At 74.4% G+C, this 21,839-nt stretch carries 22 protein-coding genes; 15 read left to right on the top strand and 7 right to left on the bottom strand.

Annotation, left to right across the window (positions count from 1 at the left end):
• Positions 1–7: 7 nt before the first annotated feature.
• The 3 genes from ACTWM8_RS20715 to ACTWM8_RS20705 all read right to left on the bottom strand — a co-directional run bounded on the left by ACTWM8_RS20715 (position 8) and on the right by ACTWM8_RS20705 (position 2,554).
• The gene (locus ACTWM8_RS20715; protein ID WP_446210488.1) at positions 8–1,381 is read right to left on the bottom strand and encodes a PH domain-containing protein; all 1,374 of its coding nucleotides are present in this window, start codon (positions 1,379–1,381) and stop codon (positions 8–10) included.
• 401 nt (positions 1,382–1,782) lie between these two features.
• The gene (locus ACTWM8_RS20710) at positions 1,783–2,310 is read right to left on the bottom strand and encodes a PH domain-containing protein (RefSeq protein WP_446214614.1); all 528 of its coding nucleotides are present in this window, start codon (positions 2,308–2,310) and stop codon (positions 1,783–1,785) included.
• Positions 2,311–2,323: 13 nt separating this feature from the next.
• Positions 2,324–2,554, bottom strand: a complete 231-nt coding sequence (locus ACTWM8_RS20705; protein ID WP_088961310.1) for a hypothetical protein — start codon at positions 2,552–2,554, stop codon at positions 2,324–2,326.
• Between the two features lie 238 nt (positions 2,555–2,792).
• Between ACTWM8_RS20705 and ACTWM8_RS20700 the strand changes: the two genes are divergently transcribed.
• The 7 genes from ACTWM8_RS20700 (at position 2,793) to ACTWM8_RS20670 (ending at position 9,951) form a co-directional block, all read left to right on the top strand.
• Entirely contained in the window at positions 2,793–3,914 is a 1,122-nt protein-coding gene (locus ACTWM8_RS20700; protein ID WP_377612130.1) for an AAA family ATPase, read from the top strand.
• Entirely contained in the window at positions 3,893–4,897 is a 1,005-nt protein-coding gene (locus tag ACTWM8_RS20695) for a DUF58 domain-containing protein (RefSeq protein ID WP_446214613.1), read from the top strand. Before ACTWM8_RS20700 ends, ACTWM8_RS20695 begins: the two co-directional genes overlap by 22 nt.
• On the top strand, positions 4,894–5,844 hold the full coding sequence (locus ACTWM8_RS20690; RefSeq protein WP_179805714.1) for a VWA domain-containing protein: 951 nt from the start codon (positions 4,894–4,896) through the stop codon (positions 5,842–5,844). The genes ACTWM8_RS20695 and ACTWM8_RS20690 overlap by 4 nt, the downstream gene beginning before the upstream one ends.
• Before the next feature lie 678 nt (positions 5,845–6,522).
• A complete protein-coding gene (fabG, locus tag ACTWM8_RS20685; RefSeq protein ID WP_154936081.1) occupies positions 6,523–7,227 on the top strand; it encodes a beta-ketoacyl-ACP reductase in 705 nt (234 codons plus the stop codon).
• 40 nt (positions 7,228–7,267) lie between these two features.
• The gene (gene fabI / locus ACTWM8_RS20680; RefSeq protein WP_358004063.1) at positions 7,268–8,035 is read left to right on the top strand and encodes an enoyl-ACP reductase FabI; all 768 of its coding nucleotides are present in this window, start codon (positions 7,268–7,270) and stop codon (positions 8,033–8,035) included.
• 70 nt (positions 8,036–8,105) lie between these two features.
• On the top strand, positions 8,106–9,137 hold the full coding sequence (locus ACTWM8_RS20675; RefSeq protein WP_446210487.1) for a ferrochelatase: 1,032 nt from the start codon (positions 8,106–8,108) through the stop codon (positions 9,135–9,137).
• A gap of 34 nt (positions 9,138–9,171) precedes the next feature.
• Positions 9,172–9,951: an HAD-IIA family hydrolase gene (locus ACTWM8_RS20670; RefSeq protein ID WP_238450956.1), complete on the top strand. Its 780-nt coding sequence runs from the start codon at positions 9,172–9,174 to the stop codon at positions 9,949–9,951.
• A gap of 73 nt (positions 9,952–10,024) precedes the next feature.
• Here ACTWM8_RS20670 and ACTWM8_RS20665 read toward each other — a convergent pair whose 3' ends face one another.
• A complete protein-coding gene (locus tag ACTWM8_RS20665; protein ID WP_154936085.1) occupies positions 10,025–10,819 on the bottom strand; it encodes a hypothetical protein in 795 nt (264 codons plus the stop codon).
• Between the two features lie 373 nt (positions 10,820–11,192).
• On the opposite strand from ACTWM8_RS20665, the gene ACTWM8_RS20660 reads away from it, so the two are divergent.
• Positions 11,193–12,005, top strand: coding sequence for a DUF3097 domain-containing protein (locus ACTWM8_RS20660; RefSeq protein ID WP_154936086.1), 813 nt, complete (start codon positions 11,193–11,195; stop codon positions 12,003–12,005).
• 67 nt (positions 12,006–12,072) lie between these two features.
• On the opposite strand, the gene ACTWM8_RS20655 is transcribed toward ACTWM8_RS20660, so the two are convergent.
• On the bottom strand, positions 12,073–13,386 hold the full coding sequence (locus ACTWM8_RS20655; RefSeq protein ID WP_446210486.1) for a serine hydrolase domain-containing protein: 1,314 nt from the start codon (positions 13,384–13,386) through the stop codon (positions 12,073–12,075).
• Between the two features lie 90 nt (positions 13,387–13,476).
• Here ACTWM8_RS20655 and ACTWM8_RS20650 point away from each other — a divergent pair, with 90 nt between their 5' ends.
• The 4 genes from ACTWM8_RS20650 (at position 13,477) to ACTWM8_RS20635 (ending at position 18,460) form a co-directional block, all read left to right on the top strand.
• Positions 13,477–13,950 (top strand): NfeD family protein, encoded by a 474-nt coding sequence (locus ACTWM8_RS20650; RefSeq protein ID WP_377612117.1) that lies wholly within the window; start codon positions 13,477–13,479, stop codon positions 13,948–13,950.
• Positions 13,951–13,955: 5 nt separating this feature from the next.
• A complete protein-coding gene (locus ACTWM8_RS20645; protein WP_154936089.1) occupies positions 13,956–15,062 on the top strand; it encodes an SPFH domain-containing protein in 1,107 nt (368 codons plus the stop codon).
• Positions 15,063–15,214: 152 nt separating this feature from the next.
• Positions 15,215–16,006: a hypothetical protein gene (locus ACTWM8_RS20640; protein ID WP_446210485.1), complete on the top strand. Its 792-nt coding sequence runs from the start codon at positions 15,215–15,217 to the stop codon at positions 16,004–16,006.
• Between the two features lie 288 nt (positions 16,007–16,294).
• Positions 16,295–18,460 carry a transglycosylase domain-containing protein gene (locus ACTWM8_RS20635; protein ID WP_446210484.1) on the top strand — a complete coding sequence of 722 codons (2,166 nt, stop codon included), beginning with the start codon at positions 16,295–16,297 and terminating at the stop codon, positions 18,458–18,460.
• Between the two features lie 63 nt (positions 18,461–18,523).
• Here ACTWM8_RS20635 and ACTWM8_RS20630 read toward each other — a convergent pair whose 3' ends face one another.
• Both ACTWM8_RS20630 and ACTWM8_RS20625 read right to left on the bottom strand, forming a co-directional pair.
• Positions 18,524–18,943 (bottom strand): GNAT family N-acetyltransferase, encoded by a 420-nt coding sequence (locus tag ACTWM8_RS20630; protein WP_446210483.1) that lies wholly within the window; start codon positions 18,941–18,943, stop codon positions 18,524–18,526.
• A gap of 10 nt (positions 18,944–18,953) precedes the next feature.
• Positions 18,954–19,586 carry a dTMP kinase gene (locus ACTWM8_RS20625; RefSeq protein ID WP_446210482.1) on the bottom strand — a complete coding sequence of 211 codons (633 nt, stop codon included), beginning with the start codon at positions 19,584–19,586 and terminating at the stop codon, positions 18,954–18,956.
• 120 nt (positions 19,587–19,706) lie between these two features.
• On the opposite strand from ACTWM8_RS20625, the gene ACTWM8_RS20620 reads away from it, so the two are divergent.
• The 3 genes from ACTWM8_RS20620 to ACTWM8_RS20610 all read left to right on the top strand — a co-directional run bounded on the left by ACTWM8_RS20620 (position 19,707) and on the right by ACTWM8_RS20610 (position 21,772).
• On the top strand, positions 19,707–20,276 hold the full coding sequence (locus ACTWM8_RS20620) for a dihydrofolate reductase family protein (RefSeq protein WP_446210481.1): 570 nt from the start codon (positions 19,707–19,709) through the stop codon (positions 20,274–20,276).
• A 69-nt stretch (positions 20,277–20,345) separates the two neighbouring features.
• Positions 20,346–21,155: a TrmH family RNA methyltransferase gene (locus ACTWM8_RS20615; RefSeq protein WP_446210480.1), complete on the top strand. Its 810-nt coding sequence runs from the start codon at positions 20,346–20,348 to the stop codon at positions 21,153–21,155.
• Between the two features lie 38 nt (positions 21,156–21,193).
• On the top strand, positions 21,194–21,772 hold the full coding sequence (locus tag ACTWM8_RS20610) for a hypothetical protein (protein WP_446210479.1): 579 nt from the start codon (positions 21,194–21,196) through the stop codon (positions 21,770–21,772).
• Positions 21,773–21,839 lie beyond the last annotated feature (67 nt).

Genomic DNA, 21,839 nt, shown 5'->3' with positions numbered 1-21,839 from the left:
CGGGCCGTCAGCGGGCGCGCCGTGCGGCGTGCGCCCGGGCGATCAGCTCCGCGGCGAGCGCCCACGCCTCGGCCAGGTCCCGGTCGTGCGCCGCGGCGCCCGAACCGCCCGCGGTGTCGGCGTGCACCGTCGCCAGCCGCAGCCGCCGCTGCGCCGGTCCCTGCACCACCCGCACGCTCTGGATCCGGGCGTACGGCACGATCGCCAGCTGCCGGGTCAGCAGGCCGGAGCGGACGGCGAAGACGCGCTCGCCCAGTCCGGCGCCGAGCGCCCGTACGGTGAGCGGCCGCAGCCAGCGGGCCCGGGCCGGCGGGGGCGTCAGCGGCAGGGCGGCCAGCCGCACCCCGGGCAGCACCTCGGCGACGATCTCCTCGCCGGTACGCAGGTCGCCGACGGGCAGCAGCCGGTCCGGCCGGTTCCGGTCGTCCTGCTCGCCACCGGAGTAGCCGGCCACCTCCAGCCGCAGCCGCAGCCAGCCCTTCATCCGCCAGAGCAGCGGCCAGGTCACCCCGACCGTCTGCACCCGGTCCAGCGGCACGGTCTGCACCCGGGTCTCCAGCAGGCCGTTGCGGATGCGCAGGCGGTCCTCCTCCCGGTCCAGCCGGAAGCTCCAGTCGTCGAGCACCCGGCGGACCGGTTGCAGGATCACGCCGGCCATCGCGGTCAGCGTGCTGGCCACCGCGATGAACGACCAGGAGCCCTCGGAGAGGAATTGGCCCGCCACGAAGGCCAGGCCGAACGGGAGCAGGAACGCCTGCGGGGTGAGCAGCTGGCTGACCAGCAGGTCGGTGTTGCGGACCGAGTGCAGCGGCCGGCCGGCCGGCTCCGGTGGCACCCCGGCGCGTGCAGCGGCCGGCGCGACCTCCCCGCCGGCGGCCCGACCCGCCACGGCGAGCAGCCGTTGCCGCAACGCCTCCGCCTCGGCCACGCCGAGGTACGCCAGCGGCGCCTCGGTCTTGCCGCCGCCCACCACCTCCAGCCGCAGCTCGGCCAGGCCGGTGAGCTGGGCGAGCAGCGGCCGGACCACCTCCACCGCCTGCAACCGCTCCAGCGGGATCGCCCGGGTACGCCGCCAGAGCAGCCCCTCGTGCACCCGCAGCTCCCGCCCCACGATGTGGTAGCCGGTGTTCCACCAGCTGATCACCGCCAGCACGGTCGCGCCCAGCGCGAGCACCACCACCATCACGGCGAACACCCCGAAGCCCACCCGGGACAGGGTCGACCAGGAAAGGCCCGCGATCACCACGACCAGGGACTTCGCCCCGTGCAGCACCGGGCTGAGCGGGTGCAGCCGTTGCCGCGGCTCCTCCCCGGCCGGGCCGGGCGCGGGGGCGTACCCGGGCGTGCCGGGCGGCGGGGCGTAGGCGGGTGTGCCGGGCACGGGGCCGTGGCCCCCGGACACGGGACCGTATCCGGGCGGTGGGCCGTATCCGGGCGGTGGGCCGTATCCGGGTGGCGCGGGCGCCGGGCCGGGTCCGGGTGGGCCGGGTGCCGGGCCGGGCACCGGTTGGCCGAAGGTGGAGCCGTATCCGGGGTGGCCCGATGTCGGACCGTGCTCCGGTGGGCCAGGCGTAGGGCCGTGGACCGGCGGGCCGGACGTCGGGCTGTGCGCCGGTGGGCCGGAGACAGCACCGTGGACGGGTGGGCCGGAGACGGGGCCGTATCCGGGTGGGCCGGAGACCGGCTCGTGCCCGGGTGGGGCGGCCGGTGCGGGCGGCTCCGACGGGGCCGGCGCGGGGCCGGTGTCGGGCCGGGCCGGTTCCGGCCCGCGCGGCCCGTCGTTCACAGCCCCTCCGCGCGGTCTTCGCCCAGCGCGGTGAGCCGGTCGCGCAGCCGGGCCGCCTCCTCCGGCCGCAGGCCGGGCACCCGGGCGTCGCTGGCTGCGGCGGCGGTGTGCAGCTGCACGGTGGCCAGGCGGAACGCCCGCTCCAGCGGACCGGCGCTGACGTCGACGAACTGCATCCGCGAGTACGGCACGATGGAGAGCCGCCGGACCAGCAGCCCGTGCCGGACCAGCAGGTCGTTCTCGCGCTCGGCGTAGCCCCAGGCGCGGACGGCCCGGACGATCGCCACCGCCCGCCAGGCGCCGAGCAGCAGCACCGGCCCGAACGCGACGCCGAAGGCCCAGTGACCGCTGAGCGCCCAGCCGAGGCCGAGACCGGCCAGCACCACGGCCAGCAGCAGCGCGAGCCGGAGCAGTTCCACCCAGATCAGGTCGCCGGAGATCCGCTGCCACCGGACGGTGTCCGGCCAGGGTTCCAGGGCGCTGACCGGACGCTGAGGTGGCTCGGCGCCGGTCACCGGGAAGATCCGCTCTGCGCGCTCACCGTTCGAGCGTATGCGATCCCGGCAGTGGTGCGACCTCGCGCAGGAAGCCGCGCGCGTCGAGGAAGTCGCCGAGGGACGTCCGGTGCTGCGGGCAGGCCAACCAGGTCTTGCGCCGCTCGGGGTCGTGCAGGCGGGGATTGTTCCAGCGCAGCGCCCAGACGGCGGGAGCGCGGCAGCCACGGGCCGAACAGATCGGTGCCTCGTCGGCGGTGCTGGAGTCGGTCACCCGGGGCAGTCTAGGCCGGGGCGCCGGAAGTTTGAGCGCCGGGCGACCACGGGGGGAGCCGCCCGGCGACGGGGTGAATCGTACACGCGCCGTACCCCTGTATGTCCACCCTCGTTCAGCGATTCGGCGAACGGGACGGCGCGGCGGAAATCGGCTTCTCCCTCCATCGGCTCTCAGCCAGTCATGGGAGTCTTGATACGCACCACGCCGCGACGACCGATCATGCTGTGGAGGACCGGTGGCCCAGCCGACCACGCCCGACGCCCCGACCCCGAACGGGGCGGCCCCCGAGACGCCCACGCCGGTGAGCACACCGGTGAGCACGCCGGCGGAGGATGCCAGCCTGCTGGAACGGGCGCTGTTCGAGATCAAACGGGTCATCGTCGGCCAGGACCGGATGGTGGAGCGGATGTTCGTCGCGCTCCTCGCCCGGGGCCACTGCCTGCTGGAGGGCGTACCCGGGGTGGCCAAGACGCTGGCGGTGGAGACCCTGGCCAAGGTCGTCGGCGGCGACTTCGCCCGGGTGCAGTTCACCCCGGATCTGGTCCCCGCCGACATCATGGGCACCCGGATCTACCGGCAGTCCAGCGAGAAGTTCGACGTGGAGCTGGGCCCGGTCTTCGTCAACTTCCTCCTCGCCGACGAGATCAACCGGGCTCCGGCGAAGGTGCAGTCCGCGCTGCTGGAGGTGATGAGCGAGCGGCAGGTCTCCATCGGCGGCGAGACGCACCGGGTGCCGAACCCGTTCCTGGTGATGGCCACCCAGAACCCGATCGAGCAGGAGGGCGTCTACCCGCTGCCGGAGGCGCAGCGGGACCGGTTCCTGATGAAGATCGTGGTCGGGTACCCGACCGACGCCGAGGAGCGCGAGATCGTCTACCGGATGGGCGTCGCCCCGCCGGAGCCGGCGCAGGTCTTCACCACCGACGACCTGATCGCCCTGCAGCAGAAGGCCGACCAGGTCTTCGTGCACAACGCGCTGGTCGACTACGCGGTCCGGCTGGTGCTGGCCACCCGGACCCCGGCCGAGCACGGGATGCCGGACGTCGCCCGGCTCATCCAGTACGGCGCCAGCCCGCGTGCCTCGCTCGGGCTGGTCCGGGCCACCCGGGCGCTGGCCCTGTTGCGCGGCCGCGACTACGCGCTGCCCCAGGACGTGCAGGACATCGCGCCGGACATCCTCCGGCACCGGCTGGTGCTCAGCTACGACGCGCTCGCCGACGACGTGCCCGCCGACCACGTGGTGCACCGGGTCATGTCGACGATCCCGCTGCCCTCGGTGGCGCCCCGCCAGCAGGCGACCCCGGTGCCGCCGGTCAGCGCGCCGCCCGGCGCCGGCTGGCCCGGGCAGCGGCCGTGACCTCACCCGAGCGCCCGGCCGACGCCGGCGGCGAGCGGACCGAGGCGGTGCTGTCCCGGTTGCAGCTGCTGGTCACCCGCAAGCTCGACGGCCTGCTCCAGGGCGACTACGCCGGACTGCTGCCCGGCCCGGGCAGCGAGGCGGGGGAGTCGCGGGAGTACCGGCCCGGCGACGACGTACGCCGGATGGACTGGCCGGTCACCGCCCGGACCACCATGCCGCACGTGCGGCGGACGGTCGCCGACCGGGAGCTGGAGACCTGGCTCGCGGTGGACCTGTCGGCGAGCCTCGACTTCGGCACCGGGCGCTGGCTCAAGCGGGAGGTGGTGATCGCCGCGACCGCCGCCCTGACCCATTTGACAGTGCGCGGCGGCAATCGGATCGGCGCGGTGATCGGCACCGGCGCGGAGACCGCGGCGCCCGCCGGCCGCTGGCGCGCCGCCCCCCCGCCGCCCGTCGGGCCGGGCGTGCTCACCCGGGTGCCGGCCCGCTCGGGTCGCCGGGAGGCGCACGCGTTGCTGCGGGCCGTCGCGCACACCCCGGTCCGGCCCGGGCGCAGCGACCTGGGCGCGCTGGTCGACCTGCTCAACCGCCCGCCGCGGCGGCGGGGCCTGGCGGTGGTGATCTCGGACTTCCTCGCGCCGCCGCAGCAGTGGGGTCGGCCGCTGCGTAAGCTGCGGGTCCGGCACGACGTGCTGGCGATCGAGGTGGTCGACCCGCGCGAGTTGGAGCTGCCGGACGTGGGGGTGCTGCCGGTGGTCGACCCGGAGACCGGGGAGCTGCACGAGGTGCAGACCGCCGATCCCCGGCTGCGCCAGCGGTACGCCGAGGCGGCGGCCGCCCAGCGCGAGGCGATCGCCACCGAGCTGCGCGCCGCCGGCGCCGGGCACCTGCGCCTGCGTACCGATCGAGACTGGCTGCTGGACATGGTGCGATTCGTGGCCGCGCAGCGGCACGCGCGCACCCGGGGGACGACGCGATGATCCGTTTTCTGCAACCGTGGTGGCTGCTGGCCCTGCTGCCGGTGCTGGCCCTCGCCGCGCTCTACGTCTGGCGGCAGCGCCACCGCCGGGCGTACGCGATGCGGTTCACCAACGTGGACCTGCTGCGGACCCTGGCGCCGAAGGGCCTGGGCTGGCGGCGGCACGCCGCGGCCACCGCGTTCCTGCTCGCCCTGGTGGCGCTGGCCGCGGGGATGGCCCGCCCGGCGATGGACACCCGGGAGCCCCTGGAGCGGGCCACCGTCATGCTGGCGATCGACGTCTCACTGTCCATGCAGGCCGACGACGTGGCGCCGAACCGGTTGGAGGCCGCGCAGGAGGCGGCGAAGCAGTTCGTCGGGGAGCTGCCGGAGAGTTACAACCTCGGGCTGGTCTCCTTCGCCAAGTCGGCGAACGTGCTGGTCGCCCCCAGCAAGGACCGGGAGGCGGTGACGGCGGCGATCGACGGGCTGACCCTGGCCGAGGCGACCGCCACCGGCGAGGCGGTCTTCACCTGCCTGGAGGCGATCCGCTCGGTCCCGGCCGACGGCGCGGCCGGCATTCCGCCGGCCCGGATCGTGCTGCTCTCCGACGGCTTCCGCACGTCGGGCCGGTCGGTGGAGGAGGCCGCCGCGGCGGCGCAGGCGGCCAACGTGCCGGTCTCCACCATCGCCTTCGGCACCGACTCGGGGCAGGTCGACATCAACGGCCAGCCGCAGCGGGTGCCGGTGGACCGGCTGGCGCTGGCGCAGCTGGCCGAGACCACCGAGGGCTACTTCTACGAGGCGGCCTCGGTCTCCGAGCTGAAGCAGGTCTACCAGGACATGGGCAGCTCGATCGGGTTCCGCACCGAGCCCCGCGAGATCACCCAGTGGTACGCGGGGGTGGCCCTGCTGCTCGCGCTCTGCGCCGGCGGGCTGAGCCTGCTCTGGTCGTCCCGGATGCTCTGAGACCGGTCAGGAGTGCGAGCGGGCGCCGTCCCGGGCGGGACGGGTGGCCGTACGGCCGGCGGTGGTCAGTGACCGCCGCCGGCCAGGACGAAGACGACGGCCACCCAGACGGCGGCGAGGGTGAAGCCCAGCGGGGCGACATAACGGCTCATGGACGGCTCCGGGTGGCGGCTGGACGGTCCGCGCGTGCGGGGGCGGACCGCAGGGGTTGAGCAGGACGCGCACACGAAGTCGTGACCGGGCGGCTCCACCGTGGGCCGTCCCGGGAGCGGGACGGCGCGGGCCGGCCACCCCGGCGGTGACCGGAGCGGGCGGTGCGGGGAGCGGGAGCTGGGTCAGCTCACCGACTGAGTCGTGGCTCAGCGGGGCTGACGGAGGGCCCGGCCACGACTGGGAGGATCGCTATCTCGCACAGCGATCACCTCCTGCGGTCGGCGGGGCCCGGAACGCGGGCCGGACGCCGACCCGCAAACGCCGATCATCGTACAACGGGGACGCTGTCGCCGCGCACCCGGCCGAGCGTCCCGACCGACCCGGCCGAAGGGTCGGCGAGGAGGGGCCGTGAAGGGCGTCCGGACCCCTCGGGCAGGGTCCCGGGCGGTCCGGGCGTTAGCGCTTACCTGTCGGTAACGCCTAGGCTCCGACCGACGCAGAGATCAGCTGAGCAGAGGGGGACCCGTGGCCCGTACCGTGCTGGTGACCGGCGGCAACCGGGGAATCGGCCTGGCCATCGCGCAGGCGTTCGCCAAGCAGGGCGACCGGGTGGCGGTGACCCACCGCAGCGGCGACGCCCCGGCCGGGCTCTTCGGCGTCCGGTGTGACGTCACCGACGCCGCGTCGGTGGACGCGGCCTTCACCGCCGTCGAGGCGGAGCTGGGGCCGGTGGAGGTGCTGGTCGCCAACGCCGGCATCACCGACGACACGCTGCTGATGCGGATGTCCGAGGAGCAGTTCACCGGCGTGCTGGACACCAACCTCACCGGCACCTTCCGCTGCGCCAAGCGGGCGTCGACGAAGATGCTCCGGGCGAAGTGGGGTCGGATGATCTTCATCTCCTCGGTGGTCGGCCTCTACGGCGGCGTCGGCCAGGTCAACTACGCGGCCAGCAAGGCCGGCCTGGTGGGCGTGGCCCGCTCGATCACCCGCGAGCTGGGCAGCCGCAACATCACCGCCAACGTGGTCGCCCCCGGCTTCATCGACACCGACATGACCGCCAAGCTGCCCGACGAGCGTCGCGCGGAATACCGCAAGGCCATCCCGGCCGGCCGGTTCGCCGAGCCGGACGAGGTCGCGGGCGTGGTCACCTGGCTGGCCTCGGACGCCGCCGGCTACATCTCCGGCGCCGTCATCCCGGTCGACGGCGGCCTGGGCATGGGCCACTGACGACCGCCCCACCCGAGAAAACGTACGGAGGAATCCCCGAATGTCCGGACTGCTCGCCGGTAAGCGGCTGCTGGTCACCGGCGTCATCACCGACGCCTCGATCGCCTTCTCGGTGGCGAAGCTCGCCCAGGAGAACGGCGCGCAGGTCGTGCTCACCGGCTACGGCCGGCTCTCCCTGGTCGAGCGGATCGCCAAGCGGCTGCCCGAGCCGGCCCCGGTGATCGAGCTGGACGTGACGAACCCGGAGCACCTGGCCGGCCTGGCAGACAAGGTGCGCGAGCACGTCGACGGCCTGGACGGGGTGGTGCACTCGATCGGGTTCGCCCCGCAGAGCTGCCTCGGCGGCGGCTTCCTCGACGCCCCGTGGGAGGACGTGGCCACGGCGCTCCAGGTCTCCACCTACTCGTACAAGTCGCTGGCCATGGCGGCGCTGCCGCTGATGTCGTCCGGCGGCGCCGTGGTCGGGCTCACCTTCGACGCCACCAAGGCGTGGCCGGTCTACGACTGGATGGGCGTGGCCAAGGCCGGCCTGGAGTCCGCCTCCCGCTACCTCGCCCTGCACCTGGGCAAGCAGGGCATCCGCAGCAACCTGGTCGCCGCCGGCCCGCTGCGCACCATCGCCGCCAAGTCGATCCCCGGCTTCGAGCAGTTCGAGGACGCCTGGACCGAGCGCGCCCCGCTCGGCTGGAGCCTCACCGACCAGGAGCCGGCCGCCCGGGCCTGCCTGGCGCTGCTGTCCGACTGGTTCCCGGCCACCACCGGCGAGATCGTCCACGTCGACGGCGGCTACCACGCGATCGGCGCCTGAGCCACCGGCGTAAGCCGGTGCCCGCGGGGTGGCCGCCGGGCCGGCACGGCCGTCGGGGGAGAATGGGACCATGGCGTACGACGCATTGGTGCTGGTCTCCTTCGGCGGCCCGGAGCGTCCCGAGGACGTGCTGCCCTTCCTGCAGAACGTGACCCGGGGCCGGGGCGTGCCGCCGGAGCGGCTCGAAGAGGTCGTCGAGCACTACCTGCACTTCGGCGGGGTCTCCCCGATCAACCAGCAGTGCCGCGAGTTGCTCGCCGCGATCCGGGCGGACTTCGCCGCCAACGGCGTCGACCTGCCGGTCTACTGGGGCAACCGCAACTGGGATCCGATGCTCGCCGACACGGTGGCGCGGATGCGCGACGACGGGGTCACCCGGGCGCTGGCCTTCGTCACCAGCGCGTACGGCGGCTACTCGTCCTGCCGGCAGTACCAGGAGGACATCGCCGCAGCGCGGGCCGCGGTCGGAGCGGACGCCCCCGTGATCGAGAAGCTGCGCCAGTTCTGGGACCACCCCGGCTTCGTCGAGCCGCACGTCGACGCGGTGCAGGCGGCGCTGGCCCAGCTCGACCCGGCGCAGCGGGACACCACCCGGGTGGTCTTCACCGCGCACTCCGTCCCCGTCTCGGCGGCGGCCACCGCCGGCCCGCACGGCGGCCGGTACACCGCGCAGCTGGCGGAGGTCGCCCGGCTGGTGCACGCCGCCGCCGCGCCCGACCTGCCGTACGACCTGGTCTGGCAGAGCCGGTCCGGCCCGCCGCAGGTGCCGTGGCTGGAGCCGGACATCAACGACCACCTGACCGCGCTCGCCGAGTCCGGGGTGACCAGCGTGGTGGTCAGCCCGATCGGCTTCGTCTCCGACCACCTGGAAGTGGTCTGGGACCTGGACACCGAGGCGCTGGAGACGGCCAAGCGGCTCGGCCTGGACTTCGTCCGGGCGGGCACGCCGGGCACCGACCCGCGTTTCGTGGCGATGGTCCGCGAACTGGTGGCCGAGCGCACCACGCCCGACGGGGAGCGGCTGCGCCGCCGCCTCGGTGAGCTGCCGATGTGGGACACCTGTCCCACGCCGTGCTGCGTGCCGGCCGCCCGCCGCCCCTGAGACCACCCACTCCGACACCCCCTGGGACGAGACGATGCAGGACCGCAAGCCGGTGCAGAGCTGGCTCACCGACATGGACGGCGTGCTGGTGCACGAGGGCCAGCCCGTGCCGGGTGCCCCCGAGTTCGTCAAGCGGCTGCGCGCCTCCGGCAAGCCGTTCCTGGTGCTGACCAACAACTCGATCTACACCCCGCGGGACCTCCAGGCCCGGCTGGTCCGGATGGGACTCGACGTGCCGGAGGAGGCGATCTGGTCGTCGGCGCTGGCCACCGCCCAGTTCCTCGCCGACCAGCGGCCGGGCGGCACCGCGTACGTGATCGGTGAGGCCGGGCTGACCACGGCGCTGCACGCGGTCGGCTACGTGCTGACCGATTTCGCGCCGGACTACGTGGTGCTGGGGGAGACCCGCACCTACAGCTTCGAGGCGATCACCAAGGCGGTCCGGCTGATCAACGACGGGGCCCGGTTCATCTGCACCAACCCCGACGTCACCGGCCCGTCGGTGGAGGGCGCGCTGCCCGCCGCCGGCTCGGTGGCCGCGATGATCTCGAAGGCGACCGGGGTGGAGCCGTACTTCGTCGGCAAGCCGAACCCGATGATGATGCGCTCGGCGCTCAACACCATCAACGCGCACTCGGAGACCACCGCGATGATCGGCGACCGGATGGACACCGACATCCTCTGTGGCCTGGAGGCCGGGCTGGAGACCATCCTGGTGCTCACCGGGATCAGCAGCCGGGTCGAGGCCGAGCGCTACCCGTACCGGCCGTCGCGGATCGTCGACTCGGTCGCCGACCTCATCGACGAGGTCTGACCGGCCGGCGTCGTGGGCCGGCCGCGCGCCGGCCGGGCGTCCGTCGCCCGGGCCGGCCGGCACGGGTACGCCCTCAGGGGCGCAGCGGAGCGTTGCAGGCGGCGACCAGCGCCTGCCGGCAGGCGGTGGTGAGCGGGCGCAGCGCGGCGTCGCGCTGCTGGGCCTCGTAGTTGTTGATCGCCCCGCCCGGCGCGCTGTGCCCGGCCAGGGCGAGCACCCGGTCCAGCACGGCCGCCCGGGCGAAGAGCCGCCGGGCGCGCGGGTCGAAGCCGGGCGGCAGGTCGGTGGCGCCGTCCGGGCGGCGCAGCGCCGCGAGGGCCCCGGCCAGCTCGGGCCGCCACTGGGCCACGTCGAGCCGGGTCAGCGCGGCGGTCGTCTCGGCCAGCGCGGCGGCCAGCTCGGCCTCGGCCTCCGCCGCGCCGGGCGCCGCGAGCGACGCCTTCGGCGCGTCGGCCGGCAGCGGGTACACCCGCCAGAGCACGGTCTCCCAGGTCATCCCGGAACCGGACGTGTGCGTGCGCACCTCGGGGATCAGCCCCAGCGGCCCGGCGACCACCGCCTCGCCGGCGAGCAGCGCCGCGCCGGCGAAGTCGCCGGGACCGGGCAGGCCGCGCGGGTCGCCGGGTGCGGGCAGCACCAACCGGATCTCGTCGGGCGAGAGCTTGGCCAGGCTGGGTAGCGCGTCGCGCAGCGGGACGTCGGTCCAGGTGCCGGGCGCGTCCGCGACCAGGTGCTCCTCGTCGCCGGCGATGGATTCGGCGACCTCGTCGTACGGCACCAGGCCGGCGCGCCAGGCGCGCACCCAGGCAACGAACCGGCTCGACCGGCGCGGGGCAAGGGTGGCCGCGCCCGTTGCGGGGGAGGACATGCCGAAAGGGTACGTGGTCCCCGCCTGCCCTGTCTCGACTGCCGCTCCGGCCGCGTCACCTGCCCCGAACTGCCCGCTTCGCCCCCGCCCGCCCGGCTCCGCCGCCGCCCTGGCGCTTCCTCCGCCTCGGGCGCGCCGGCTTCCCGGCACCGGTCGGTCCACCCGACTCGCACTCCGTCGCCACGGCCTCGGCGCAGTTGCCGCGCCGCACTCCCGTCCCATGATCGGGTCGCATTTCCCGACACGTTCGTCGGCGTGTCGGGTGGGAAATTGCGACCCGATCATGAGGCCTCGTCGGGGGCGGGGCTGCCACGGAGCGGTGCGGCGGCGCGTCGGCGGGCGGCGCGCCGGGGCGGCGGTTAGTTTGATCGACATGGCGCGGCGATACGGCGAGGACGTGCTGGCGGGGGACTGGCGGCGGCGGAAGGTGACCCCGGAGGTCGACGCCGAGCCGGACCTGGTGGTCGAGGACGCCGACTCCGGCTTCTGTGGCGCGGTGGTCGGGTTCGAGTCCGGTGCGGTGGTGCTGGAGGACCGGCACGGTCGGCGGCGCAACTTCCCGTTGCTGCCGGCGGCGTTCCTGCTCGACGGCCGGCCGGTGACGCTGCGCCGGCCGACCCGTGCCCCGGTGCCGGCGGCCCGCCGGCGGACCGCCTCCGGGTCGATCGCGCTCGACAACGTCCGGGCGCAGGTGGCCAAGGCGAGCCGGATCTGGGTGGAGGGCGTGCACGACGCCGCCCTGGTGGAGCGGATCTGGGGTGACGACCTGCGGATCGAGGGCGTGGTGGTCGAGCCGTTGGACGGCATCGACGCCCTCGACGCCGAGGTGCGCGACTTCGGCCCCGGACCGACCCGGCGGCTCGGGGTGCTGGTCGACCACCTGGTGCCCGGCTCCAAGGAGAGCCGGATCGTGGCGAAGGTGACCTCGCCGCACGTGCTGGTCACCGGCCACCCGTACGTCGACGTCTGGCAGGCCGTGAAGCCCGCGGCGCTCGGTATCGCGGCGTGGCCGGTGGTGCCGCCGGGGCGGCCCTGGAAGGAAGGCGTCTGCGCGGCGCTCGGGGTGGCCGAGCCGGCGGACATGTGGCGGCACATCCTGTCCCGCGTCGACAGCTTCGCCGACGTGGAGACGCCGCTGATCAACGCGATGGAACGCCTGATCGACTTCGTCACCGAGCCCGGCTGACCGCCCGCCGGCTCCCACCCGTCCGCCCGTCGGTGTCGCCGGGCCGGCGACGGCGGACCAGAAGAGCTCAGGGCTCCTGGTCGGGGGTGCGGGTGAAGACGAACGTGGCGATGTCGAGGGCGACCGCCCGGCCGGCCTCGTCGCGGACGACGGTGAGGAGCTCGCCGTCCTGGGCGCCGGTGCGGCCCCGCCAGCGGTCCGGGCCCTCGGGGGTGAACCGGAGCACCGGCTCGCCGACCCGGCCGGCCCACAGCTCGCCCGCCGGGTCGGTGCGGAACTCGAACTCGACGCCCATCCACCACCAGCGGCCGGTCAGCTCGGCCAGTTCCCCGGCCGGCGGCGCGGCGGCCGGCCGCCACGGCGTCACCGGCTCGGGCTCGGTGTCGAGCACCAGGGTGAGCAGCTGCCGGGCGAGCCCGCCGAGGTGGGCCGAGCGCAGGCCGTACGCGTTGGCGTAACCGACCACGGCGGTACGGCTCGGCCGGTGCACGGCCAGCGCGGCGACGTACCCGGGCATCGAGCCGCCGTGTCCGACGTAGACCCGGTCGCCCTCCCGGTAGAGCTCCACCCCGAGGCCGTGCCCGCCGGTCCACGAGTCCAGGTCGCTGATCACCACGGGCACGCACATCTCGGTCAGCGTCTCCGGCGCGAGCACGGCCGGCGTGGGATCGGCGAGGAACGCCGCCCAGCGGGCCAGGTCCGTCACCGTGGACCAGAGCTGCCCGGCCGGCGCCATCGCCCCGGTGTCGGTACGCGGCTCCTCCCGCAGCGTGTCGTGCCAGGGGTGCACCACGTAGCCGCGGGCGTACGGTTCGGTGGCGTCGTAGGTGGTCCGGTGCATGCCGAGCGGGGCGAGGAGTCGCTCCCGGGTCAGCTCCGCCCAGGGCGTGCCGGTGATTCGTTCCAGCACCCCGCCGAGCAGCCCGTACGCCAGGTTGGAGTAGTGGTACGCCCGGTGCGGCGGGTACGCGATCTTCTCAGGGGTCAGCCCGGCGACCAGCGTGGCCAGGTCGCCGCCCTCGGTCCGCTCCCACCACTGCCCGTCCGGTTCGCGTTGCAGCCCGCCGGCGTGCCCGAGGAGTTGGCGCAGGGTCAGCGCGCCGACCGGCGTGCCGGGCAGGTGCCGCTCCAGCGGGTCGTCCAGGGCGAGCCGACCGGCGTCGCGCTGCTGCATGACCAGGGTGGCCGTCATGGTCTTGCTGATCGAGCCGAGCCGGTACTGCAGGTCGGCGTCGGGACGCGGGTGGTCCCCGGCGGCGGCGAGGTGGGCGAGCGTCCCGTCGCGGACGACGCCCAGAGCCAGCGACGGCGCGCGGCCGGTGGACTGTGCCTGCGCGACCAGCGCATCGGCCCGGCGGACGGTCTCGGGCAGCAGGGGCACGGCGTTCTCCTCGGTCGGTCGCGGCCTACCCGGCGAGCTTACTGATCATGGGGGACGGCGCGGCGTGCGTCGGCGTGTCACGATTGATAGGTGGACGCCGTGGTGTGGATCGTGCTGGGTGTGCTGTTGGGCGTCGCCGAGATCTTCACGACGACCCTTCTTCTGATCATGTTCGCGGCCGGCGCGTTCGCCGCCGCCGGGGCCGCCGCGCTGGGCGCCCCGGTCCCGGTGCAGGCGCTGGTGTTCGCCGCCGTGTCGGCGCTCTCGGTGGCGTTGGTCCGGCCGGTCATCGCCCGACACGCGCGCAGCGCGCTGGAGAGCGGCGAGCAGGCGTTCGGGGTGGAGGCGCTGGAGGGCGCCACCGCGCTGGTGCTGGAGCGGGTCGACGACGGGCGCGGCCTCGTCAAGATCGACGGTGAGCTGTGGAGCGCCCGGGCGTACGACGCGACGCAGTCGTTCGAGCCCGGTGAGCGGGTGCAGGTGATCAAGGTCCGGGGCGCCACCGCCCTGGTGTGGCAGGACGACATTTCCTCCCCCGGCGAGCTGCCGGAAGCGAAAAGGTGAGCGGTATGGAGTTTGCAGCGGTCCTGTTGGTGGCCGTGGCCCTGATCGTCGTGGTGACGCTGGTCAAGGCGGTACGCATCGTGCCGCAGCAGCGTCAGGACGTGGTGGAGCGGCTCGGAAAGTACAAGCGCACCTTGAACCCGGGCCTGAACCTGCTGGTCCCGTTCATCGACGCGGTGCGTACCAAGGTCGACATGCGCGAGCAGGTGGTCAGCTTCCCGCCGCAGCCGGTGATCACCTCGGACAACCTGGTCGTGTCGATCGACACGGTCCTCTACTACAAGGTGGTCGACGCGGTCCGGGCCACCTACGAGATCGCCAACTTCATCCAGGCCATCGAGCAGCTCACCGTCACCACGCTGCGCAACGTGATCGGCTCGCTGGACCTGGAGCGGGCGCTGACCAGCCGCGAGGAGATCAACCGGCACCTCTCCGGGGTGCTGGACGAGACCACCGGACGCTGGGGCATCAAGGTCACCCGGGTGGAGATCAAGGCGATCGAGCCGCCGGCGAGCATCCGGGACTCGATGGAGAAGCAGATGCGCGCCGAGCGGGACCGCCGGGCGGCGATCCTGACCGCGGAGGGGCACAAGCAGTCGCAGATCCTCACCGCCGAGGGTGAGAAGCAGTCCGCGGTGCTGCGCGCCGACGGTGACCGGCAGGCCCGGATCCTCCAGGCCGAGGGTCAGGCCAAGGCGATCCGTACCGTCTTCGACGCCATCCACCAGGCCAACCCGAGCCAGAAGGTGCTGGCCTACCAGTACCTCCAGGCGCTGCCGCAGATCGCCAACGGCACCGCCAACAAGGTCTGGATCGTCCCGGCCGAGCTGACCAAGGCCCTGGAAGGGATGGGCGGGGCGCTGGGCGGGCTGGCCGGGATGGTGGGCGACCTTCCCGCGCCGGAGGCGGCCGACCACGCGAGCCAGGTCGAGCGCGAGGCCGCGGAGGCGGCCCGGGCGGCGGCCTCCGCCGCTCAGGAGATCCATGACGAGGTGCGCGTCGCCGAGGCGCAGGCCACCGGCGGCAAGGCCCCGCAGGGGCTGCCCGCCCCGGAGCCGGTCTCGCCGGAGAGCCTGGTGAACGACCCGTCGGACCAGCGGGCCCGCGGCTGATCCGGCCGCCGTCCGACCTCGGACGGCAAATGCGAGAAACACTCATACGGCGTCCCGGCGCCTGCCACGATCGGTCTGACGGACGGGTGGTGGCCAGGAGCCGGGGCGCCGGATGCGTCCCCGCGCCGCCCGTCGGAGCGAGCGAGGTGACCATGGACCCGGCGAAGCGGCTCTTCTCCACCACCCCCGTCCCCGGCGCGCACGATCCCGCCGGCCCGCTGGGCACCCGCCGTACCGGTGGGGGGTTCGGGGTGCTGCCCTTCGTCGGCGACCCGGGCCCCGCGGCGCCGGCCACCAACGCGAGCTGGGCCTGGTCGCTGCGGCGCTTCGCCCGCGCGTCGGTGTGGCTGCTGCCCGCGTACGCGGTGCTGTACGGCGTGGTGGCGATGGCCAGCGACGGCGGGGTGGGCAACGACCCGTACCCGGCCGACGGCCGGCCGCTGTACCTGGTGGGCTGGGTGGCCGCGGTCTGGCTGGGCCTGCTCGCCCTGCTGGCGTTGACCGGGCTGCTCGCCGCCACCCGCGACCGCAAGGTGGCCGTCACCGGGCTGCTGGTCAGCATCGCCGGCACCGTACTGATGCTGCCCTTCGCCGGGCTGGCCGAGCAGACCCCGGTCTTCGGCACCACCGCCCGGATGCTGGTCCTGGTCGGCGCCACCTTCTACAGCGCCGGCTGGCTGTTCGCCGGCTGGTCGGTGGCCCGCTCCGGGATGTTCTCCATCGGTGACGGCGTGATGCTCATGATCGCCGCCCCGCTGGTCGGCCTCGGCGGCGCGCTGATCGGCTCGCTGCAGACCTTCGGCGCCATCTTCGTCCTGATCTCGGGCATCGGGATCGGCTACCGCTCCGGCCGGCTGGTCCCCGCCGCGATCGCCCGCGACGCCGCCACCGCCAGCGTCCCCACCTCGACCGGCGGCCCCCAGGGCCCCCTCCCCGCCGCCTGACCCTCCCGCCCCCGCGCCCGCGAGCCTCGGCGGGGTGATCAAGAGGTTGCGTCGGGAACTGGCCGCCGGCCGACGCAAACTTCTTGATCAACGCCAGTCAGGGAGGCAGGAGGGGGCAGGAGGGCCGTGAAGGGGCGCGGGGAGCGTGGCGGTGCAGAGCGGGCGAGGGGACGGATTGGGGACGGGAGGGGTGTGGGGCGGGGAGATGGCTGGCAGGTCACGGTGAGTTAGCTGACAATCGCGTGCCGGGGTGGCCCGCTTCACGAATTGCTGGCAATCCTGGACAGCATGCCCCGACCCCGGTCGCCGCTGTCGCGGCTCTTCACCGTGCTGCTCGCCGGCCTGCTGGCCGGCCTCGTTCTCGCGGTCGCCGCGCTGCCGGGCAATCTGCTCGCCGGGGCCACCGCCAAGGCGGCCCTCGGGGCGTACGACGAGCTGCCGGCGGCCCTGCGCACGCCGGCCACCCCGCAGCGGTCCTACCTCTACGCCAACGACGGCACGACGCTGCTCACCACGTTCTACGACGTGAACCGCACGGACGTGCCGCTGGCCGAGATCGCCCCGGTGATGCGGCAGGCGATCGTCGCCGCCGAGGACCGGCGCTTCTACTCGCACGGCGGAGCCGACCTGCGCGGCCTGGCCCGCGCCGTCGTCGCCAACCTGACCGGCGGCTCGGCGCAGGGCGGCTCGACGCTGACCATGCAGTACGTCCGCAACGTGCTCAAGACCGATCCCAGCCGCACCGCCGAGGAGCGGCAGGCCGCCACCGAGCAGACCGTCGGGCGCAAGCTCCAGGAGATCCGGTACGCCACCGCGCTGGAGGACTCCCTCAGCAAGGACGAGATCCTCAACCGCTACCTGAACATCGCGTACTTCGGTTCCGGGGCGTACGGCGTCGCAGCGGCCAGCCAGCGCTACTTCGGCAAGGCCCCGGCGGACCTGACCCTCGGCGAGGCCGCCCTGCTCGCCGGCCTGGTCCAGTCGCCCGACGAGTACAGCCCGATCGACGGCGACGCCGAGGCGGCGCTGACCCGGCGCGGGTACGTGCTCGACGCGATGGTCGCCACCGGCGCGATCACCGAGGCCCAGGCGGCGCAGGCCCGGGCCGAGAAGCCCACCCTGCGTCCGACCGCCCAGCCCAACGGCTGCGTGGCCACCCAGACCGACGACGCCGGCTTCTTCTGCGACTACCTGCGCCGGTGGTGGCTGGAGCAGCCCGCCTTCGGCGCCACCGCCGAGGAGCGGGAGCAGGCGCTGCGCCGGGGCGGCTACCGGGTGGTCACCTCGCTCGACCCGGACGTGCAGGCCACCGCCGTCAGCCAGGCCCGCAAGGTCTACGCCGACGACGACGCGCGGGCGCTGCCGATCGCGGCGGTCGAGCCGGGCACCGGCCGGGTGCTGGCGATGGCGGTCAACCGCCGGTACGGCGTGGCGGAGAACGAGACGGTCAACCCGCTGATCTCCGGCGGCGGCAGCGTCGAGGGCTACCAGGCCGGCTCGACGTTCAAGATGTTCACCATGCTCGCCGCGCTGGAGGCCGGCAAGCCTCTCGCCACCGGCTTCGACGCCCCCAGCCGCCTGCCCACCCGGTACGCCGCCGAGGGCGAGGGCAGCTGCGACGGCAGGTGGTGCCCGGCCAACGCGAACCCGGAGCGGATGGACGGCTACCGGATGATGTGGGACGGCTTCGGCCGCTCCGTGAACACCTACTTCGTCTGGCTGGCCGAGCAGGTCGGCGAGGACAAGGTGGTGGAGATGGCGCAGCGGCTGGGCATCACCTTCCGCGCCGAGGCCGACGCCGCCTTCGCCGCAAACGACGCCGCCGACTGGGGCGCGTTCACCCTCGGCGTGGCCGCCACCACCCCGCTCGACCTGGCCAACGCGTACGCCACGGTGGCCGCCGAGGGGACGTACTGCGCCCCGACTCCGGTGGTGTCGGTGACCGCGCCGGACGGCACGAAGGTGCCGGTCGGCCAGCCGTCCTGCAAGCGGGTGCTGGAGGCCGACGTCGCCCGCGCCGCGACCGACGCGGCGCGCTGCCCGGTGGGGCAGCAGTCCGCGTACGGGCAGTGCAACGGCGGCACGGCCAGCGGGGTGGACCGGATCGTGGGCCGCCCGGTCGCCGGCAAGACCGGCAGCTCGGAGAAGAACGCCACCGAGACCTTCGTCGGGTTCACCCCGCAGGTGGCGGTCGCCGGGATCGCCGCCAACCCGGACGACCCGAGCGACGCCGTCGGCGCCGCGGTGCAGAGCAAGGTGATCGACGCGGTCGCCCGGATCATCCGCACCGCGGTCGACGGCCAGCCGGTCCGCGACTTCACCGCGCCGAGCCGCGAACTGGCCGGCAACCCGCAGCGCCCGGAGCCGAAGCCGGCGCCCCGCCCGGAGGAGCCGCGGCGCGAGCAGGAGATCCCCTCCGACATCCTGCGCTGGCTGCAGAACCGCCGGGGCTGACGCCCGGCCGCACGATCGTGGACGGTCACCGTTCCCCGCTCGGGGACGGTGACCGTCGCCGTTTCAGGACGGGTGGCGCGGGCCGACCCGGAACATGCCGGTCATGTCGTCGTGGACGGCGTAGCCGAACCGCCGGTAGAGGGCGACCGACTCGCCCGCGGCGAAGAGCCCCACGAAGGTGCGCGCCGAGGCGCGGCCGGCGATCCACTCCTCCAGCCGACCGAGGATGGCGGCCCCCACCCCCCGGCGCTGCCGTTCCGGCACCACGGCGAGGTCCTGCAGGTAGTAGTAGATCGCCCCGTCGCCGATCAGCCGGCCCAGCCCGATCACCCGGTCGCCCTCCACCGCCACCACGGCGTGCAGCGAGGCGGCCAGCGAGGCGGGGATCGCCGCCGGGTCGTACGCGTCGGCCCAGCCGACGGCGCGGGTCACCGCGACGAACTCCTCGACGGTGGGCAGCCGGTCGACCAGTCGGTACTCCATGATCGAAACCCTAGCCGTCCGATCGTGCCCGATCTCCGGACCTGCCGGTGACCACCGGCCGGACCAGCCGGTCCAGGGCCGCGGCGACCGCCGTCGGGTCGGCCTCGCCGTCGAGCACCCGGAAGTCGGCGAACTCCGGCAGCGCCCGGTAGGCGGCGTCCAGCGCGGCCAGGTGGCCCAGCTCCTCGGTGTCGATGCCCCGCTCGTGCACCCGCCGCTGCGCCAGCGCGGGCGACACCGCCAGGAAGCAGACCAGGTCGGGACGGGGGAAGAGCGCGTACGCCGCCCGGACCAGCCGAACCCCACGGTCGCCACGGGCTCGCATGATCACGTACTGGCACCAGGTCCAGCGGTCCATCACGCCCACCCGGCCGGTCAGCCGGACCCCGGCGACCGCCCGGGCCACGGCCAGCCAGCGCACCGCCGCCTCCAGCGCCGGGTAGAGGCGCCGGCCGAACAGGTGCACGCCGTCGCGCCGGCCCAGCCGGTGGGCGAGCCGGTTCCACAGCGGGCGGCCGCCGGCGTTCTCGAAGTACGTCGCCGGGACACCCCGCTCGGACAGCCGCCGGGCCACCGCCCGGGCCTGCGTCGACTTGCCGGAGCCGTCGACCCCGAGCAGCGCGATGATCATGGGACGGGCCATGCCTTGGCACGCTAGCCGGCCCGGGCAAGAAAATCTCCGCCGAGCTGTCGGGAACCGGCGCCCCGCTCCGACCCACCGGTGAGAGCGCCCACCGGAGGCGCCCGGGCGTGAGGAGAGATCATGCGCAAGGTCGTCTACTGGGTCCACCAGTCCCTCGACGGCTTCATCGAGGGCCCGAACGGCGAGTTCGACTGGCCGTCGATGGGGCCGGAGCTGTCCGCGTACTCCCTGGAGCTGACCGAGCGGGCCGGCGCCTTCGCCTACGGGCGCAAGGTCTGGGAGATGATGTCCTGGTACTGGCCGCGCGCCGAGTCGACGTCGACGCACCCGCACGACCTGGCCTTCGCGCCGATCTGGCGGCGGACCCCGAAGGTCGTCGTCTCCCGGACCCTCACCGGGGCCGAGTGGGACGCGCAGGTGGTCGGCGGCGACGACCTCGCCAAGGAGTTCACCGCGCTCAAGGAGCAGCCCGGCGGCGACCTGCTGCTCACCGGCGGCTCCGGCGCCGCCGCCGCGCTGACCGCGCTCGGCCTGATCGACGAGTACCAGGTGATCGTGCACCCGGTCGTGCTCGGCGGCGGCCGGCCGGTCTTCCCCGGCGGCCCGGAGCGGCTGGACCTGCGGCTGGCCGGGTCGCGCGTCTTCGACGGCCGGGCCGTGCTGCTGCGCTATGAGCCTGCGGCGGGGTGAGGGTGGCCCGGGTCGCCCCGGCGACCCGCCCCGGCCGCCGCGCCGCGGGCACCCGGCAGAATCGTCGCCGTGCCCGTCCACCAGATCACCGACCCCGACGACGACCGGATCGCCGACTACCGCGCGTTGACCGACGTCGAGCTGCGTACCCGCTGGGAGCCCCCGCACGGGCTGTTCATCGCCGAGGGGGAGCTGGTGCTGCGGCGTGCGCTGCGCGCCGGCTACCCGGCCCGGTCGTACCTGGTGGACGCCAAGCGCGTCGACCAGCTCGCAGACCTCGACACCGGCGACGCGCCGGTCTACGCCGCCACCCCGGACGTGCTCCAGCGGGCCACCGGCTTCCACGTGCACCGGGGCGTGCTCGCCTCGTTCCGCCGCAAGCCGCTGCCGGCCGCCGCCGAGGTGCTGGCCACCGCCCGCCGGGTGGTGATCCTGGAGGACGTCAACAACCACACCAACCTCGGCGCGATCTTCCGGGCGGTGGCCGGGCTCGGCGTGGACGCGGTGCTGCTCTCGCCGACCTGCGCCGATCCGCTCTACCGGCGCAGCGTACGGGTCAGCATGGGCGAGGTCTTCGCCGTCCCGTACGCGAAGCTGGAGCCCTGGCCCGACGCGCTCGCCGAGGTACGGGCGGCCGGCTTCACCGTGCTGGCGATGACCCCGGCCCCGGACGCGGTGCCCATCCAGCGCCTCGACGCCGCCAAGCGGGCCCGCGCCGCGCTGCTGCTCGGCGCGGAGGGCGCCGGGCTGACCCGGGCCGCGATGGAGGCCAGCGACGCCCGGGTGGTCATCCCGATGCGCCGCGGCGTCGACTCGCTCAACGTCGCCGCCGCCACCGCGGTGGCCTGCTGGGAGCTGGGCCGCGACGACCCGCTCTGAGCCCTCACGGCCGGCCACCGGGCCGGTAGGGTCGCGGCGTGAGCCTGGCCGCGAGCATCCGTCGCGTGGTGTGGGCCGCCCACGCGGTCGGGGGCTGCGGGGCGCTGGTCCTGCTCTGGGCGTTCAGCGTTCCTGGCTTCTCGGTGATCGTCGCGTTGATCGGCCTCACCGTGCTCGCCGTGGCGGCAGTGCTCTGGACCGTCGGGGCGCAGTTGTCACACCGTGCCGGCCGGACGTGGCCGTGGTGGCTGCTCGTCGCCCCGGTGATGGCGGCCGTCACCCTGGCGCTGCTGGTGACGCGGGCCCCGCTGCACTCCCGCTGGGAGCTGAGCCGGGGTGCGTTCGAGACGGTCGTGGCCCGCCTCCCCGAGCCGACTGCGGCGACGAGGTTCGACCGGGTGGAGGCGCCGGCCCGGATCGGCAGCTACCGGATCACCACCGCCTATCTCGTGCCCGGCGGGGTCATCTTCTACGAGAAGAATGGGGCCATCTTCAACGACGCCGGCTTCGCCTACCTGCCGGGCGGCCCCAGCCCCTCCCTGCACAACGGTTCCTTCGAGTCGCCCATGTTCTGGCCCCTCGGCGCTGGCTGGTACGGCTGGACCGCGAGCTGGTGACCGTCGGGGGCGTGCCGCCCCCACTGAGCAGCAGGTATCGGGACCGGGGTCACGGACGGTAGCGTGT

It is taken from the genome of Micromonospora sp. IBSANI012, assembly GCF_052814045.1.
Note: the sequence above shows the minus strand (reverse complement) of the source record. Positions and strands in the feature narration are given on the sequence as shown.